The 17,785-nt window shown below is 50.7% G+C and carries 11 protein-coding genes; 10 read left to right on the top strand and 1 reads right to left on the bottom strand.

The annotated features are described in order from the left end of the window. Window positions 1–61 precede the first annotated feature (61 nt). From ACYVAM_RS10280 to ACYVAM_RS10265, 4 genes are all read left to right on the top strand, one after another. Entirely contained in the window at window positions 62–424 is a 363-nt protein-coding gene (locus tag ACYVAM_RS10280; protein WP_461066550.1) for a hypothetical protein, read from the top strand. 115 nt (window positions 425–539) lie between these two features. Continuing rightward, entirely contained in the window at window positions 540–1,124 is a 585-nt protein-coding gene (locus tag ACYVAM_RS10275; protein WP_461066548.1) for a hypothetical protein, read from the top strand. Between the two features lie 41 nt (window positions 1,125–1,165). Then, a complete protein-coding gene (locus ACYVAM_RS10270) occupies window positions 1,166–1,420 on the top strand; it encodes a hypothetical protein (protein ID WP_461066546.1) in 255 nt (84 codons plus the stop codon). A gap of 121 nt (window positions 1,421–1,541) precedes the next feature. Further along, window positions 1,542–1,829, top strand: coding sequence for a hypothetical protein (locus ACYVAM_RS10265; RefSeq protein ID WP_461066544.1), 288 nt, complete (start codon window positions 1,542–1,544; stop codon window positions 1,827–1,829). 51 nt (window positions 1,830–1,880) lie between these two features. Here ACYVAM_RS10265 and ACYVAM_RS10260 read toward each other — a convergent pair whose 3' ends face one another. Beyond that, the gene (locus ACYVAM_RS10260; protein ID WP_461066542.1) at window positions 1,881–2,975 is read right to left on the bottom strand and encodes a DKNYY domain-containing protein; all 1,095 of its coding nucleotides are present in this window, start codon (window positions 2,973–2,975) and stop codon (window positions 1,881–1,883) included. Between the two features lie 563 nt (window positions 2,976–3,538). Between ACYVAM_RS10260 and ACYVAM_RS10255 the strand changes: the two genes are divergently transcribed. The 6 genes from ACYVAM_RS10255 (at window position 3,539) to ACYVAM_RS10230 (ending at window position 17,729) form a co-directional block, all read left to right on the top strand. Continuing rightward, window positions 3,539–6,721 (top strand): SusC/RagA family TonB-linked outer membrane protein, encoded by a 3,183-nt coding sequence (locus ACYVAM_RS10255; RefSeq protein ID WP_461066540.1) that lies wholly within the window; start codon window positions 3,539–3,541, stop codon window positions 6,719–6,721. An 18-nt stretch (window positions 6,722–6,739) separates the two neighbouring features. Next, window positions 6,740–8,293 carry a SusD/RagB family nutrient-binding outer membrane lipoprotein gene (locus ACYVAM_RS10250; protein ID WP_461066538.1) on the top strand — a complete coding sequence of 518 codons (1,554 nt, stop codon included), beginning with the start codon at window positions 6,740–6,742 and terminating at the stop codon, window positions 8,291–8,293. 92 nt (window positions 8,294–8,385) lie between these two features. Further along, window positions 8,386–11,784, top strand: coding sequence for a VCBS repeat-containing protein (locus tag ACYVAM_RS10245; protein WP_461066536.1), 3,399 nt, complete (start codon window positions 8,386–8,388; stop codon window positions 11,782–11,784). A gap of 122 nt (window positions 11,785–11,906) precedes the next feature. After that, window positions 11,907–12,515 (top strand): RNA polymerase sigma factor, encoded by a 609-nt coding sequence (locus ACYVAM_RS10240; RefSeq protein ID WP_461066534.1) that lies wholly within the window; start codon window positions 11,907–11,909, stop codon window positions 12,513–12,515. A 263-nt stretch (window positions 12,516–12,778) separates the two neighbouring features. Further along, a complete protein-coding gene (locus tag ACYVAM_RS10235; protein ID WP_461066532.1) occupies window positions 12,779–16,111 on the top strand; it encodes a SusC/RagA family TonB-linked outer membrane protein in 3,333 nt (1,110 codons plus the stop codon). A gap of 19 nt (window positions 16,112–16,130) precedes the next feature. Beyond that, entirely contained in the window at window positions 16,131–17,729 is a 1,599-nt protein-coding gene (locus tag ACYVAM_RS10230; RefSeq protein WP_461066530.1) for a SusD/RagB family nutrient-binding outer membrane lipoprotein, read from the top strand. The last annotated feature ends 56 nt before the right edge of the window (window positions 17,730–17,785 follow it).

Here is a 17,785-nt window from a genome sequence, read left to right as displayed (position 1 = left end):
GCTTTGGCCGAACGTGGGCCGTTTAATTGATAAAAAATAACCTCAATCAACTATAATTCTTATGGCAAACGAAAAAACGATTATCGACGAGTGGTCCGTCAAGGATCTGGAAGACGGCTCTTCCCTGAGCATCACGGTTGTAAACTGTACTGAACTGGGCAACCAGTCGCTACCCGGTATTCAGGTGCTTTATATGGGGAACATCATCAATTACGAACCGCTCGTTACTGAGCGATGGGCGTATCAGGCCACGAAAGCCGACGTAACGGACTACTTGCTGGAAGATAAATCGTGGATGGTTCATGCCGATCAGTTTGTGAAAAACTACCTGGTCCTTGGTTCACCCCTGAAAGCGAAAGTCGTCGTTAAGACCCGAAGTTCCAAAGAGATTACCAAAGAATACGACCTGCCATTTGACGTGTAAAAAGCCCAGCGATTTGACCGATAAAGGCAACGTGTGGAGCCGACTGCTAGTGACAGAATAAAATCTGGCTAGGCTTCCTGAAAGGAGTTTAAACACAATTTTATTGATCAATACGATGAGGAAAACAGGCTTGTTTTTTGCCTCGGTACTGGTGATTAGCGCCGGTCTCGGATGTCATTCCGGGACCGGATCGGTTGCGGAGCAATCGCCCAAAGCAGGTGCGCCTATCGCTACTGACTCTGTGGCGGTTACTCAGACCGTAATCGCCTTTCTGACCTGGTATAAAGCGCATATCGGACCCATCAGTCAGATCCAATTGGTCAACCAGGAACCGGGCAAGCCGTATTCGGTCAATCTCAAAAATGGAGAACGCTATCTGGCTTACTTACGAACCAGCAACTTATTGACGGATAGCTATCTGAACGAGTGGCGGCTGTTTTTTAATCAACGTAATGACGGATTTCAGGTTAATCCCCAAGTTGAAGGGCCGCCCACAGGATTCGATTATGACCTGGTGTTACTTAATCAGGATGTCGATCAGCAGCTTGATTCGCTGAAATCGCTGAAGATAGAGAAGGTGACAGTTGCCCGGCCCCAGGCTACGGTACAATTTTCTCTTCTTGGTGTCTATGAATTTCGGCTTGTTCGGCATAACAACCGCTGGCTGATCAATGAAATCCTAAACCTGGGTGAAGAGTAGAACCACTACCCAACCCGGTACATCTATTTTCTATAAATAAAATGAAGATTATTAGTCTGATTAGCTGGATACTGACCAGTGGATGGAGCGCCTGTATGATTTACGCGCTGATGAACAGGAGTTCGTATAATGATGCTGGTGGACGTGATCAGGAATCTGCCCTGATTGGCCTGGGAATCGTTGTCCTTATCGTGTTGATTGTTCTGAACCTGCTGCCGTATACGTGGGCGAAAATCAGCGCTCTGGTCATCGGGATTTTACTCCTGCTTTTGGTAAATTATATCAGAACCCACTGATAGCCTTTACGATACAAACGGCTTAATCAATAAAACCTATTGGCGTTGGGTCACTCGGTGACATTCTTGGCTACCTGGTAGTGGCGGGAATAAGAGGCCCATTTAACATAGACATAACGGAATGAAAGACCGCACATCCCATTGGTACCAGGCGACCGTTCCTTCCCTACCTGACAGCGATGGCTCGTCTATTGTGGGCAGTAAGTGCGTGGAAGTCAGACCCGGAATAGTCCTTCACTTTACCATTATTCACCAGGCTAATGGCGACTTTGTGGTGCGTTGTGATCCGTCTGGCCTGGCGGCCGCTAATCTCGCGTACGGGGAGCGTACTATTTATGCTTCACAGGTACAGGCGATGCCCGCTGAAGTAATCTGGAGCATTATTTTAGAAGGCCTGCGATCCCGGTAGGTCTTTCCGTTTTTCAGGTTGCTATCAGATTTCAGCTGGTCCCGAACGGTTTTAGTCGGGCTTAACCCGTTTTCCTTCTTTGTATGAATAATGGTTGTCGGCTGCATCCCGGTCGGCCTCGTTATCAACGAGTGCAAACGAAGCCGGATCGGCCTTTTTCAACACCTTCCCGTTATAATAGACCCGTTTCGCATCTTTTGCGTACCCGGACTGCAAAACCGTGAACGACGTTACTTCACTGCCGAGTAAGGGCTGGTGTTCATAAAAAACGGTTTTGGCATCCTGGGCGTAGAAATCCGTCAGCAAGTGAAACGACGCTTTGTCTGCCTCCGTAATTAGTTTCTCCCGAAAATAAATATGTGTCTTATCGGAGGCATAATTAATTTCGGAGGAGTCCCATTGCCTGAATGAAGCGGGATCCGCAGAGGGCAAGCGCTTATTCTGATAATAGACGTGCCCCTGATCGGAGGCATAATACTGGCCGACAACTGTAAATGAGTCAGGGGTTGCCAGGTCGATCCTTTGGATTGTTGAAGGGGCCGAACCATCCATAAGCGTCGAAGCATAGTAAACATGCTGGTTGTCCTTCGAAAAGTTTCTGCTCAAAACGCTGAACGAGCTACCGTGACTTCCGGCTACGGGTGTCAGATTGAAATAGGCTGTTTGATTGTCTTTGCCAAAGTCATAATCAAGCGGCTGGAAAGACGCAACGTCCTTCACCGCAAATCCTTTCTCGTTGTGGTAGCAGCGAAACCTGTCTTTGGCATAGTCATCCTGGATCACCTCGAAGGAACTGGCATCGGCAGCAAAAATCTGATGAATTCTGTCCCTTCGTTTTGTTTCGAACAGCTTAAAGTCAATGTAATTATCGCAGTAAAAAACGGAGGTTTTATCCTTGCCATAATGGTCATTAAGCGCGCTGAAACTACTCCCATCTGACCCTGTAAGCGCAATACCCCGATAATACGCTTGTTTTTTATCGGTTGCGAACACGTCGTTCAATATGTTAAAAGAAGCGTAGTCAGCCTCGCCAAGTAAGTAATCTTTATAATAAACAGACCCATTTTTGGTTTCGTAACCCGACTTCTTGCAAGAGACCAGGATGCCTAAACCGACCAGCGAAAGCAGGATGTGTAGTAGTTTCATGAGTAAAAAGTAAGTCAGCTTGGTAAACCTGAAGAAGTCTGCCATTCGTGGGAGATGAGGTAACGGATTTTATCCGATTGGCGGGATGAGTGTCACTGTGAACGATACATAAAAGAAGACAATCAGCCAGAACCGCCTGGCTTATCCGATGGATGCGACGAAGGTGGGGGATGACGACCCTGTCGGCCAAAAGTTTTTGGCCGAGCCGTATGATTTGATCCGTTGAGTCGTGGCGTACCGGCATCGAGTGGTTGGGCACCAACTCAGGGGTGTCATTCAGGAGCAGCAGGCCAATGGCACAACTGTTATAGCAATAAATGGATTAGTTGCGCTCGTAAGTCGAGGGCAGACGCATGTTGATGTGCTGCCTGGGTGGCGCATTACTCAAAAGAATAATACAGTAGATATACTGTTTCTACTCAGCGTTAAAGAAAGGTTAAATATAGGGATAGTTTATAAATTTTTTGATTAATGCATGCATGTTGGCTTTAAATTTTGCATTTTGCCGTTAAATAGATATTTTCTCTTTTACACTACTATTCATTTTTAACCTCGGTTAAACTATGCTTAAACACTTACTTTGCTGTTTTTTGCTGGTATTTGCTGCCACCGGGCCTCTCTGGGCGCAAACACGACAAATAACGGGTACTCTGCGCGATGAGCAGGGTCAGTCCATATCTGGCGCAAACGTGGTTATCAAAGGAACAACACGTGGTACGACAACCGATGCTGCCGGGGAATTCAAATTATCGGTGCCCAATGAAGCCACCACGCTAACCGTTTCTTCAGTGGGGTACACGGCCAAAGAAGTTCCGGTGTCGGCGAGTCAAACGCAACTCACAGTGACACTGGTGGCCGATGATCGGCAATTGGGCGAAGTGGTCGTAACGGCCCTTGGCATTAAACGGGAGGCCAAAGCGCTGAGCTACGCGACTCAGATGATCAAACCTGCTCAGATCAACGAAGTCCGCGATGGGAACGTGCTGAATACCCTGCAAGGTAAAATTGCGGGGGCGTATATCACTCAGGGGTCGGGTGGGCCGGGAACGGGTTCCCGAATCGTGCTGCGGGGAAACCGCTCCATTCAGGGTACTAACAATGCGCTGATGGTTGTGGATGGCGTGCCGATCAACAACAGCACCTTCGGGCAGGCGACCAGCGACTTTGGTAGTGTTGCCAACTCGGATGGAGCCTCGAACATCAACCCCGACGATATCGAGAACGTAACGGTGCTGCGCGGTGCATCGGCGGCCGCGCTTTATGGTAGCCAGGCGGCCAACGGTGTCATCCTGATCACGACGAAGCGTGGTAAAGCGGGCAAAGTAACGGTTGACGTGAACTCCGGCGTGTCGGTCGATAAACCCTTTGCGCTGCCAATGGTACAGAATCAGTACGGGCAGGGCGTTGGTGGTAAATTAGATCCGGCGGTTGGCGCCAGCTGGGGCGCGGCTATGACGGGCCAGTCCTACACCAACTATCTGGGCAAGCCGGACACCTATTCGGCGCAGCCCAACAACATTCGGGATTTCTTCCGTAGTGCCGTTAGCTTTAATAATTCCATCGGGATCACGGGGGGATCCGAGCGTTCGCAAACGTACCTTTCCTACACTAATAACGCGCTACAGGGAACGGTGCCGGGTAATGATCTGATGCGCCATACCATCAACCTGCGCTTATCGAATCAGATCAGCTCGAAGTTTTCGACCGATGCGAAAATTACGTACATCAACCAGTCGGTGGTGAACAAGCCCCGGACGGGTGAGGAAAATGCGCCGGTCATCGATCTGTATCAGATTCCTCGTAACATCAGTATCGCTACGGCGAAGGATTACGCAGCGCCCAACGCTTTTGGGCTGCCAACGCCAACTGCCTGGCCATCCACGCTGTCGTCGATCTACCAGAATCCATACTGGATGACCAATCAGACGGCCATTAACCAATACCGCGACCGGGTGATCGGTTTCGTACTGGCCAAGTACCAGCTAACGGATTTCCTGAGCATTCAGGGTCGGGCTAACCTCGATAAGTATTTCGATAAAAACGAAGAAAGCTATGGACAGGGCACCATCTTATGGGCCAATCAGGCGGGTGGTAAATTCGCCCGGAACAACATCGTGAATACCCAAAGCTGGTATGACCTGCTGATCGAGGGAAAAAATAAACTCAGTCCTGAGTTCACTATCGATTATCAGGCTGGAGCTATTATTCAGGATACCCGATATCAATCGACGAATGCCACGGCTGACGGCCTGAATGTACCAAACCGGTATAACTTGAACTTTGGTACGAACCAGACGCTGGGGGATGACTTTTCGCGTGTTCAGACGCAGTCGTTGTTCGGGCAGGCATCGCTGGCCTGGCGGGATGCTGTTTTCATAAATGCCAGCTTGCGCAATGACTGGACATCTACCTTACCAAAACCGTATTCGTTCCAGTATCCATCGGTCGGCGCTTCGGTCGTGTTGTCGGATTTGCTAAAACTATCGGGGCCGCTATCATTCCTGAAGATCAATGGCTCATTCGCGCAGGTGGGTAACGGCGCTTCCCCGTATCTGTTGCAGACAAATTACTCGTACAGCCAGGGGGCTGGTTCCGGATTTATTAGCCGGGACGGTACACAGGCTATTGGTAATCTGAAACCTGAAATTACGAAAAGCCTGGAATTTGGGATAGACGCCCGTTTCTTCAGCAATCGTATTGGCGCAACGGTTACCGCCTATAAAACCAACTCGATCAACCAGTTGCTGAAACTGGGCCTGGCCCCAGCATCAGGCTTCCAGGATCAATACATCAACGCGGGCGATATCCGGAACATGGGTCTTGAAGTCGTGATCAATGGAACGGCCATTAAAACCGACCGGTTGACCTGGGACATGACCCTGAACATGGGCCTGAACCGGAATAAAATCATCAGCCTTTCGCCCGATATCAAAACGGCGTTTTTGTCGGGCGGGTTTGGCCGGTCGGCGTCGCCGATTGTGCAGGAAGGTGGCTCCTACGGTGACATCGTGTCCTATCGCTGGGCGAAAGACCCTAACACGGGTCAATATCTGGTTGGCTCGCAATCGAACAGCACAAGTGTTTCTGAAGCATCGGTGGTGTCTACCGGGCTGCCTGTTGCGACCAAAGAGCAGGAATACATTGGCAATTTCAACCCAAAGATGCTCTTAGGATTTACAAACACCTTTACGTTTAAGGGCTTCTCACTTCGTTTTCTGGTCGATGCCCGTTTAGGTGGTATTGCCGTATCGGGTACCGAAATGAACCTGGCGTTCAGCGGCATTCCGGAAGTGACAGCTCAAAAACGTGATGGAGGCTGGGTGTTGCCAGGGGTTACGGCGGGTGTTGCCGGTGCTGATGGCGTAACGTTAATTGGTGCGGGCAAAACGAACGCAACGGCGATTTCGTCCGAGCAGTTCTGGCAGACGGTATCCGGGAAACGGTACGGATGGGGTGAATTCTTTGCCTACGATGCAACCAACGTTCGTCTACGGGAAATATCGATTGGGTACGGCATTCCGGTGCCTTCGAATTTCTTCATCAAGTCGGCTCGTTTGTCGTTTGTGGCCCGTAACTTATTCTGGATTTATCGCGGAAGCTCCATTCTGGACATTCCCGGTATTGGTAAACGGAAGATGTGGTTCGATCCCGATGTGAACATCAGCAACGGTAACTTCCAGGGGGTTGAATATGGTACGCTGCCATCGAACCGGAGCCTTGGTCTGAACCTGAAACTTTCTTTTTAATCTGAAACTATCGTCACTATGACATCCTATAAAAAGCTTTTACGGCAAACATTTGTGGCAGCGAGCCTATCGGCTCCGTTGTTTCTGGCTGTTGGCTGCACGAAGAATTTCGACGAGATCAACACCAACCAAACCAAGATATCCGTTATTGGTGCCGGTGAAATCCCTTACCTTTTCTCGAAAGCGCAGTCGGCGGCAACGCTACCCGGGGGAAATTATCAGGTCGGTCAAAATCTCTTTTCCGATCAGTATGCGCAGTATTTTGCCTGCGTAGCCACGTATTTCCCGTCCGATCGGTTTGTGATTCGGATGGACTGGCTGGGCGGTCCCTGGAGCGCACACTACACCCAGGTTGTTCCCCAGTTGAAAACCATCATGTCGAGCACAGATGCCGGTTCGGCAGAGTACGCACTGTCCAGTATCTGGTGGGTGTATTCCTTTCACCGCTGGACGGATTACGTCGGTCCTATCCCGTATTTCAAAGCGGGCGAACCAGCGACAGCGGTGGCCTATGATGCTCAGGATAAAATCTACGATGATTTCTTTAAACGACTGGCGGCTGCCACGACGGTGTTGAAAGCCAAAACGGCTGAAAAACCGTTTGGTGCTTTCGACCTGATCTACGGCGGGGACGTAACGAAATGGATTAAGTTTGCCAATACACTTCGGCTGCGTCTGGCCCTGCGGATTTCGAAAGTAGATCCGGCACGGGCTAAAACAGAAGCCGAAGCCGCGGTAGCGGGTGGCGTATTGGCCACGAGCCCCGACGATGACGCACTCGTACAACGCAGTACAAAAGGTGGCGACAATAATGGCCTGTCTATTATGTCGGACTGGAACGAGTTCCGGATGAGTGCCGCTATGGAGTCGGTGCTGAAAGGCTACGAGGATCCACGGTTGCCAACCTACTTTGTGCCTGCTGTGAAGACCAATACCTATGAAGGCTTACGGAACGGGCTGGGAACGACGCAGTTAACGGAAACGGTCAATACTGCCGACTATAATTCGCACGTTGGGCAGCGCTGGACATCAACCGGGCTGGCAACGCCCCAGAACGTGATGGCCACCGCCGAATCGTATTTCCTTCGCGCTGAAGGAGCCCTCAATGGCTGGGCGATGGGCGGAACGGCCAAAGATCTGTACAATAAAGGTATTGCTATGTCCATGGCACAATGGGGTGTAACGGACGCTGCGGCTATTACAGCTTACCAGAACAGCACGAAAACGCCCGTTGCGCCAAACGATTTCCTGAAATCGGCACCACTTAGCAACATTCCGGTTGCCTGGGGAAGCACCGAAGCTATCCAGCGGGAGCAGATCGGTACTCAGAAATGGCTGGCTATTTTCCCGGATGGGTTCGAAGGCTGGGCCGAATACCGCCGGACGCGCTTTCCGAAACTATACCCCGTCGTGAACTCGGATAACCCAGACATTCCGGCTGGTGGCGTATTGCGCCGGATTCCGATTCTGCTGGTTGAACAGCAAACGAACACCGTAGAGGCCAAAAAAGCTGAATCACTCATCGGTGGCCCCGACAAAGTGACAACGCCGTTGTGGTGGGATAAAAACTAAAAGCCATTATTTTTACCAGAGAGGTCGCGAAAGCGGGCGATGATTCGTCCGCTTTCGTCCTTTCTGCTCCATCGTAGCCAGGTACTGCCTTTATGAAGACGCTTTTTTTCGTAACTATACTTGTCCTGCTCCTCGCATCCTGCGATAATCAGGATACGCTGTTTGAAAAACTACCGGCCTCCCAAACCAACATTACGTTCAAGAACTCACTGCAGGAAGCGCCCGAGTTTAACGTGCTGAAGTACGGGTATTTCTACAATGGCGGGGGCGTGGCCGCTGCCGACTTTAATAACGACGGCCGGGTCGATTTATACTTCACGGGCAACCTGAACGCCAACAAACTCTACCTGAACAAGACCGAACCTGGCTCCGGCAAATTGACCTTCGACGACATTACCGACAAAGCGGGCGTTGGCGCAGCCGAGGGCTGGAATACAGGTGTCTCGGTGGTCGATATTAACGCCGACGGCTGGCTGGATATCTACGTTTGCCGGTCGGCGGCAACGGATGCCCGACTGCGCCGGAACCTGCTTTTTGTCAACAACAAGAATTTGACGTTTACTGAAAAAGCCGCCGAATATGGTCTCGATGATTCCGCGTATTCAACCCAGGCCGCCTTCTTCGATTATGACCGGGATGGCGATCTGGACTGTTTTCTGCTCAATCACTCGGTGCAGGAATATGCCGGTTTTAGCCGGATGATCAGCGACTATAAACAGCAGGCGAACACCAATTATTCCAGTAAGCTGTACCAGAACCAGGATGGTAAGTTTGTGGATGTATCGGTTGCTGCCGGGTTAACGTCCAACGTGTTGAGCTTTGGACTGGCGGTAGCTGTCAGCGATTTTAACAACGACGGCTGGCTCGATTTCTACGTTTCGAATGACTACAACGAAAACGACTATCTGTACATTAACCAGCGGGGCGGTGCGGGTCCGGCCTTCAACGAAGTGGTACGGACGTCGATGGGGCATACATCCCTTTATTCGATGGGCTCCGATGCGGCCGATGTAAACAACGATGGCCGTATCGATCTGCTCACGCTGGATATGCTCCCCGAACGGAACGAACGCATCAAACTAACGTCGGGCGATGATAATTACGATAAGTATGCTCAACTACTTCGATCCGGTTTCCACCATCAGACGATGCGTAACATGCTTCAGTTGAATGTGGGTGAAGACAAAGCCGACGATTCGGGCGCTGCCATTCCGGTGTTCAGCGAAATAGGGCAGTTGGCGGGTATTGCCAATACCGACTGGAGCTGGGCCGGGCTGTTCGCTGATTTCGATAACGATGGCTGGAAAGACCTGTTTGTCAGCAATGGCTATGCTCGCGATTACACCAACATGGAGTTTCTGAAGTTTACGGTGGATGAGCAACTGAAAGCACGGCAGACGGGCCAGTCCGCTAGTTCCTCGGACCCAATGGCCGTGATCGCCAAAATGCCAAGTATCGACGAGCCCAATTTCATCTTTCGGAATCAGTCTGGCGATGCAGGATCTGACGCTTCGAAAGCTGATAACCCGGCGGGGGCCTTAACGTTTGCCAACGAAACTACCGCCTGGGGTTTTAACGAGAAAAGCCAGTCGAACGGGGCCGTGTATGCTGATCTGGACAATGACGGCGATCTGGATCTGGTCATTAACAATGTAAATGCCGAAGCGAGTATTTATGAAAACCACGCGGATACGAAAGGCCAGAATAACCACCTGACCCTTCAACTAAAAAGTCCCAATCTGGGGCAGCTAATGGGCGCACGGGCAACCGTCTGGGCGGGTGGCCGGATGCAGGTTCAGGAGTTCATGCCGGTACGCGGGTTTCAGTCCGCTATGTATGGGCCGTTGTTGTTCGGGCTTGGTAAAGCTACTTCCGTCGACTCGATACGGATTCGGTGGGCCGACGGCAAAACGCAGCTTGTCCGCTCGGCGAGTCTGGGTAAGGCGCCCAACAGCCAGCTTACAATTTCCTACTCGCCAACGGCCAATGACCAGCCAGGCGTTTCGCCTGCACCATTCTGGCGGGCTACCAGCGGGCTGGTCTGGACACACCAGCAGCAGGCGGTCAATGATTTTAAAATTCAGCCCTTGTTGCCCTACATGCTTTCGCCAACGGGTCCCTATTTTGCCGTTGGCGATGTAAATGGCGATGGGCGCGACGATATATTTGCGGGTGGAGGACGAGGGCAGGGAGGCCAGGTATTTCTGGCTGGAGCCAATGGGTTTACGCCCAGCCCTCAACCGGCTCTGCTGGCTGACCGCGCCTGCGAAGATGCCGGTGCGGACTGGCTCGATGTCGACGGTGACAAAGACCTGGATCTGGTTGTGGCCAGTGCCGGGTATGAACTGCCCATCGATGATCCTCGGCTACAGGTTCGTCTGTACCTGAACGATGGAAAGGGACACCTGACGAAAACAACGGCTTTTCCCGATGTTCGCGTGAGTGCGTCCTGCGTTCGTTCGGCCGATGTGGATGGCGATGGTGACCGCGATCTCTTTATTGGCGCGCGGGTCGTGCCGGGCCGTTACCCCGAAATTCCCGTCAGCCATCTCTTGCTGAATGACGGGAAAGGTCATTTTTCGGATGTAACGAGCCAGCAACCGACTTTGGCCCACCTGGGCATGGTAACGGATGCCGCCTTTGCCGACCTTACGGGGGATGGCCGTCCGGAGTTGATTGCGGCCACTGACTTTGGCCCCATTCAGGTTGTTTCGTTTCCGAATGGGAAAGCCAAGTTGCTCGATCAGGTATTGCCCGCCACAACCGGTTGCTGGAACCGCCTGCTGGTGCAGGATTTTGATAAAGATGGCAAACCCGACATTCTTGCGGCAAACGCCGGGCTGAATAGCCAGCTCCAGGCTACGGCAGACAGGCCATTGACGCTGTATGGGATTAAAAACGTAGCTGGTGCCCTGCTGCCAGTTCTGGCAGGCTATGACCGGAATAACAGCTCGGACAGACAACCCCACCCGTTCAACGCCCGCGATGAGATGCTCGATCAGGTGGTGAATCTGCGAAAAAAATTTACGGATTATACGAGCTACTCGAAGGCAACCCTTACGGATCTGTTTGATCCCGATGAGCTCAAACGAGCCGAAAAGCTCGACGCGACTACGCTGCAAACCGTCCTGTTTCGTAACAGCGGAGGCTCAAGTCCCCGGTTTACGATGCAGCCGTTACCCATCGAAGCGCAGGTGGCTCCGGCTTATGCGCTGGCGGCTGTGGATGTCAACCAGGATGGATTAACAGACCTGATCATTGGGGGTAACCGCGAGTATAACCGGGTGCGGCTGGGTAAGGATGATGCCAATCGGGGCCAGTTATTCCTGAATCGGGGGAGAGGGCAGTTTACTTACGTGCCAATGGAGCAAGCGGGTCTGCTGTGGGATGGCGACATTCGTGATCTTGTCCCGGTAACCGTGGGCGGACGTACCGAATTACTCGTTGGAGCCACTGGAAAAGCAGTACGGGTGTTTGCGCTGGCAAAGTGAACACGTGCCTTGCTCAAACAGAATTCTCGCACATAGCTGGGTTGCCTGGCGGCTGATCGACTATACCTTTCTTATGTTTTTCTAAATTTAACTGTTAAATTTCCTTACTCAAAATAGGTATTTTGGATCAACGGCACCGCATAATTGACGAGAACGAATACTTACTGGAACTCTGGCAACGGACGAAAACCGGCGATAAAGCTGCTTTCTGTCAACTGGCCGAGAAACAGTACAGGGCTTTGTTTGCCTATGCCACAAACTTTACCGAGGATCGCGATTTTATAAAAGATTCGATTCAGGAGTTATTTATCCGCATCTGGGAAAAGCGAACCACAATCACCATTCAATACGTATCTATTTATCTGTTCAAATCGCTTCGTAATCAGCTTGTTCAGGAGTTCCGACGGAGCAAACCTTTCCAATCATCCCTAAACAGCCCCGAAGTAAGCGAACTATCGGACTGGCAGACCATCGAGACGCAGATTGAGCAGGGAGAAGCCGACTCAGAAAGTCAGTCTAAAGTTCGTCAGGCAATTAACACCCTGCCCAAACGCCAGCAGGAGGTGATCTTCCTTAAATTTTATAATGGGCTGGAAAACGATCAGATCGCCGAGTTAATGGAAATTAACCGGCAGTCTGTAGCTAACTTATTATACAAAGCACTCAGTGCCCTGAAAAGTCAGGTGGCTTTCTATGCCTACTGGCTCGTCGTTACTTTCCCGCTTTTCTAACCCGTCATTGTTCCGTTCGGCCTGGTACGAGTCTCCAACGCTTCACAGGCTATGGATTCCTAAAGAGTTAATCAGCTTCCGGGGTTTATTACCGGCACGGGTCGAGGGGTATAAACGCTGAATGCTAAAACAGCACCTAGTAAAGTGACTAAAATGAAAATGTAGCCTATTTCTTAAAATTTTTTATTTTATCAGGAGAAGTTCAGAGAATTTATTAATATTGTATTAAACTTCCTTATTGGTCAATTTTAACGGATTTATCTATGGCAAAAGATTTACTCAGGCTTATTATCTTCTTGTTGGTAATAAGCACACCCGCGTTGGCGCAGTCCATTTCGGGTCGAGTTACAGGTGGCAATGATGGCCAGCCTTTACCCGGTGTTTCTATCGTAGTGAAAGGGAGCACCTCAGGAACAATAACCGATGCTACTGGTAAGTATACGATTACGGCAGCCAAGAACAGAACGCTCGTGTTCTCGTTTATTGGCTATAAATCGAAAGAAGTAGCGATCGACAACCGAGCGACCGTCGATGTGACGCTGGAAGAAGATGCGTCCAACATCAATGAGGTCGTTGTCACAGCGTTGGGTATCAAAAAAGAGGAGCGTGCCCTGGGTTACGCTACCGCGGTGGTTAACAACGAAGCGCTTATCAAAACGGCATCGCCAAACTTCGCGACTGCCCTTTATGGTAAAGCGCCGGGCGTCACGATCAATGCGACACCCGGTGGGGCCACCAGCGCCGTAAGTATCAGCGTCCGTGGTCTGTCTTCCATTACCGGTAACACGCAACCGCTGATCGTGATGGACGGTATCCCCATTCGGAACGGCGAAGTGCGCAACAACGACTATTGGGGCGATCAACGTATACGGGGTAACGGTCTGCTCGATCTGAACCCAGCCGACATCGAGAACATCTCGATTCTGAAAGGCGCTTCGGCGGCTGCGCTTTATGGTTCTGAGGCTGTTAACGGTGTGGTCTTGGTCACGACCAAAACCGGTAAAGGCAAAAAAGGCCTGGGCGTGGATTTCAGCGCCAGCTATAGCGTGGATAAAATTGCCTACCTGCCCCGTTATCAGAACGTAAGAGGTCCGGGCTATATGCTGAACTACAACAACGGTGGTCAGGATGCAAACGGCTTTATTTCTTATGATACTGATGGCGACGGAAAAGGCGATACCCGTGGACTGCTTAACGCTACGGTCAACTTCGGTCCCAAGTTCGATGGGCAGCCTGTTATGGCCTTTGATGGTGTTATTCGTCCGTATTCTCCATCCGGTAATAGCTATGCCGATTTGTTCCAGAATGCACACAGTGCCAATATCAACCTGGCCGTGTCCAAATCGTCGGAAAATTCAACCCTGCGCTTTTCGTATACCCGCCAGGATAATGGTATGATCAGCTACGGCGCCAAGAACGAAAAGAACATCATGAACCTGAATGCCAGCTTCAATGCCAACAAAAAGCTGAAAACAGACCTGATGGTTAACTACGTCAATCAGTATACGCACAATCGTCCGTTTAAAGTCGATCGCATGATCAACAACTTTTCGGGGATGATGAACCGGTTTGAGTCGGCCGACTGGTATTTCAACAAGTACCAGACGAGCCAGGGATACAAGTTTGTAACCGGAACTAACCAGAGCCTGACGCCGAACGAGAACATCATCCGGAACGGGTTCAAAACGGACATTGGTGATTACGTATGGAGCACCCGCGCCAACACCTACGATGAGTACAGCAACCGGATTATTGCCAGCATCACCCAGAACTGGCAGATCACCGACGAGTTATCCCTGCGCGGCCGGGTTGGAACGGACTTCACCTCGGAACGCATGGAAGACAAGCAACGTAGCTCTACTCCATTGGCATTTGGCTATACTGGCTCCTTCGGAATGCGGAACAACCTGTATACCAACGTATATACCGACGTTTTGCTGAACTACACGAAAAAGGTAAACGAAGACATTATCATCTCGGCAAGAGGTGGTTACACGGCCAACAAGACGCTGAATACGCTGATGCAGCGGGAAACAAACGGTGGATTAAGCACCGAAAATTTCTTTGATATATCGGCTTCTGTGAATACGCCATCTTACAATACGGCATACAACTACCGCGACCGTTACGTTCGGGATGCTTTCCTGGGTACACTAAACTTTGATTACAAAAATTTATTCTTTGTCGAAGGAACGATCCGGAGAGACCGCACCTCGACGCTCGCCAAAGGAAACAACGCCTTCGTATACCCATCGGTCAATACAAGCCTTGTCCTGAGCGATATATTCCGGTTACCAACCGTTATCGACTACGCCAAATTAAGAGGTTCCTGGGGCATTGTGGGTAACTACCCATCGATCTATAGCGCCAACAATGCCTACAATCAGGGAAGTCTAAGTGTACAGCAGAGCGGTGGTAGCTCGGTGCTGTATACGAACATCAGCAGCGACTACGGTAACGACAAGATACGGCCTGAACAGAAACACGAGTTTGAATTTGGCTTCGAAGCCAGACTGTTCAAAAGAAGACTGGGTATCGACCTGTCGTATTACAACGCCCAGATTGTTGACCAGATTCTACCACTGACCGTTGCTGCTACCTCCGGTGCTAAAACTATTCTGGCCAACATCGGTACCTTGAGAAACCAGGGTCTTGAACTGGCCCTGAACGTGTCGCCACTAAGAAGTAGTGATGTCAACGGCCTGAACTGGGATCTGACCCTGAACCTGGCGAAGAACAGCAACAAAGTTGAAAAACTAGCCAACAATTCGACCGAGTTATTGCACGCTGATTATGACGGCAACGCGGCTCAGCTGCGCTCGGTAGTTGGTCAGCCAATGGGCGATATTTATGTACACGGCATATTGAAAGATGCCAGCGGACGTGAGGTAGTTGGCCCGAATGGTCTTTATCAACTGGATGGTGTCAACTGGATAAAAGCAGGCAACTCCATGCCGAAGCTGACCGGTGGGTTGCTCAATAACTTTACCTACAAAGGCTTTAATCTGGACGTCGTGGTTGACTTCCGTTACGGTGGTTCGATTATGCCAACCGGTATCAACTGGATGACATCGCGTGGTCTGACCGAAGAAAGTCTGACCGCTATGGATGCTGAACATGGTGGCCTTAGCTACTACATCGATGCAAACGGCAAAGGTGTTCAGACATCGGCGTCGGCGGGTCCGGCTGGTCAAACGGTTTACCACGATGGTATGCTGATGAGCGGTGTACTGCCAACGGGCGAAGCCAACACCAATGTTATCTCGCAGGCTGTTTACTACAACAGTACCTACAACTGGGGTGGCCCACAGTATGGCAACGCCCGGTATGAGCTGTATGTGAAGGAAAACACCTATGTCAAAATGAGAGAAATCTCGTTAGGCTATCGGATTCCGGCCAGCATCACCCGTAAAATTGGCACGCAAAACCTGACGTTGTCGGTATTTGGTCGTAACCTGTTCTTCATCTACAGAACCATCAAAGATCTGGATGCGGAGCAAACCAACGTAGGTACGAAATGGTCGGATAACATCAACAATGCTGGTAACAACCCATCGTTCCGCACCATGGGCGTTATGTTACGCGCCAGCTTCTAACCTTATGTCAATCATGAAAATGAAAAAAATATCTGTTTTGTTTTTAGGAGGACTTTTGCTGGCAAACGTGTCCTGCAAGGAGTCCGAATTTACCGACGCATACCCCAATCCGGCCAAAATTGCGGAGACAACCGTCGAGAAGCAGTTTACGGGCGTACTCTATTCCAATAAAGATTACGTACTTCCTGGCTATCGGTACTACTTCGTTTCCCTGCGTACATCCATCAATCGCTACACGCAGGCAACGGGCTGGGTCAATGCATCCGGGCAATACGTTCCGGGTTCGTCGGGGATAGAGGACGTCTGGTACAACTACTACAATACGCTGGCGCAGTACCGCGAACTGCAAAAAGTGTATGCGTCGAAGACGGCGGAACAACAGGCTGACCGGAAAATCTTCATGCTGGCGGCTGCGGTTTATGTGTATGATTACACCGCGAAAATGGTCGATCTGCATGGTTCCATTCCCTTCAGTACGGCTGGTTTGCTCAGCACCAATGGCGGTGATTATGTAGGGTCCAGTGCGAAGTTCGATACAGCTGAAGGCATCTATACCTTCCTGCTGGATGACCTGAAACGGATTGCGACCGAGTTGAACGGGATTACGTTGAATGCCGGTTACCAGAAATCGTTTCAAACGCAGGATTTCGTGAACAAAGGCGACATAACGGCCTGGAAACGGTACACGAACTCGCTTCGTCTGCGCCTGCTGAACCGCGTGTCGGACGTGGCCAGCTTCAAAACCCGGTCGAACACGGAAATGGCTGAGATTCTGGGTAATGCGACCACCTATCCAATTGTGGAAACGAACGCGCAGAACATCCAGATCAACGTGTACGATATCAACACGGATATAAATTCGAAAGGATTTCAGGATGGTATCGAAGGCGATGGCTGGTATGGCAATACGGCGGGCAAGGCGATCATCGACAACATGAACGCCAACAACGATCCACGTTTGCCTATACTGTTTGAGCCAGGTGCCAAAGCCGCCGGAAAATACATTGGTATTGATCCGTTGGCGACCGAAGGAGCCCAAACGGCTCTCATCAATGCCGGTCAGGTTTCAATATACAACCGGTATACGTTGAGCCGCAATCAGTTCTTCCCCGGTATCCTGATCAATGCTCCGCAAATGAATTTGATCAAAGCGGAGTATTATTTGAGAACGGCGAATGATGCGTCGGCGAAAACGGCCTACGAAACAGCCATCACGCAGTCGGTACAATTCTACAATGGAATTTTAGCGCTGACCAACGCAACGGGTATCACGACCTCCACGATTCCAACCGCGGCAACGGCAGCGTCGATTTCGGCTTACATTGCCGGTACGGGTGTGAACTGGAGCAGCGCGACCAGCGCCACCGACAAACTGAAGCTGATTGCAACCCAGAAATGGCTGCATTATAACCTGGTTCAACCGTACGAAAACTGGGCCGATATTCGCCGGCTGGATTACCCAGCATTGAGCTTCCAGGTCGATAACGCGAACAACCAGACCTTGCCGCCCGTTCGGTGGACGATCCCGGGGAACGAGATTTCGTACAATGCGGCCAACTACGCGTCGGTGAAAGCAACCGATAACCTGACAACCAAGATTTTCTGGGATGTTAAATAAGAATCCTGATAGCAGTAAGACAAATAAGTGTTTTTAATTAGAATGGGCAAACCGAT

This window comes from Spirosoma horti (genome assembly GCF_054776595.1).
This window is presented reverse-complemented; position numbering and strand designations above follow the sequence as displayed.

What these genes read in the sequence shown, in the direction of transcription:
- ACYVAM_RS10280 (WP_461066550.1), top strand. Translation starts at nt 62, where the DNA reads ATGGCAAACGAAAAAACGATTATCGACGAGTGGTCCGTCAAGGATCTG.
- ACYVAM_RS10275 (WP_461066548.1), top strand. Translation starts at nt 540, where the DNA reads ATGAGGAAAACAGGCTTGTTTTTTGCCTCGGTACTGGTGATTAGCGCC.
- ACYVAM_RS10270 (WP_461066546.1), top strand. Translation starts at nt 1,166, where the DNA reads ATGAAGATTATTAGTCTGATTAGCTGGATACTGACCAGTGGATGGAGC.
- ACYVAM_RS10265 (WP_461066544.1), top strand. Translation starts at nt 1,542, where the DNA reads ATGAAAGACCGCACATCCCATTGGTACCAGGCGACCGTTCCTTCCCTA.
- ACYVAM_RS10260 (WP_461066542.1), bottom strand. Translation starts at nt 2,975, where the DNA reads ATGAAACTACTACACATCCTGCTTTCGCTGGTCGGTTTAGGCATCCTG.
- ACYVAM_RS10255 (WP_461066540.1), top strand. Translation starts at nt 3,539, where the DNA reads ATGCTTAAACACTTACTTTGCTGTTTTTTGCTGGTATTTGCTGCCACC.
- ACYVAM_RS10250 (WP_461066538.1), top strand. Translation starts at nt 6,740, where the DNA reads ATGACATCCTATAAAAAGCTTTTACGGCAAACATTTGTGGCAGCGAGC.
- ACYVAM_RS10245 (WP_461066536.1), top strand. Translation starts at nt 8,386, where the DNA reads ATGAAGACGCTTTTTTTCGTAACTATACTTGTCCTGCTCCTCGCATCC.
- ACYVAM_RS10235 (WP_461066532.1), top strand. Translation starts at nt 12,779, where the DNA reads ATGGCAAAAGATTTACTCAGGCTTATTATCTTCTTGTTGGTAATAAGC.
- ACYVAM_RS10230 (WP_461066530.1), top strand. Translation starts at nt 16,131, where the DNA reads ATGAAAAAAATATCTGTTTTGTTTTTAGGAGGACTTTTGCTGGCAAAC.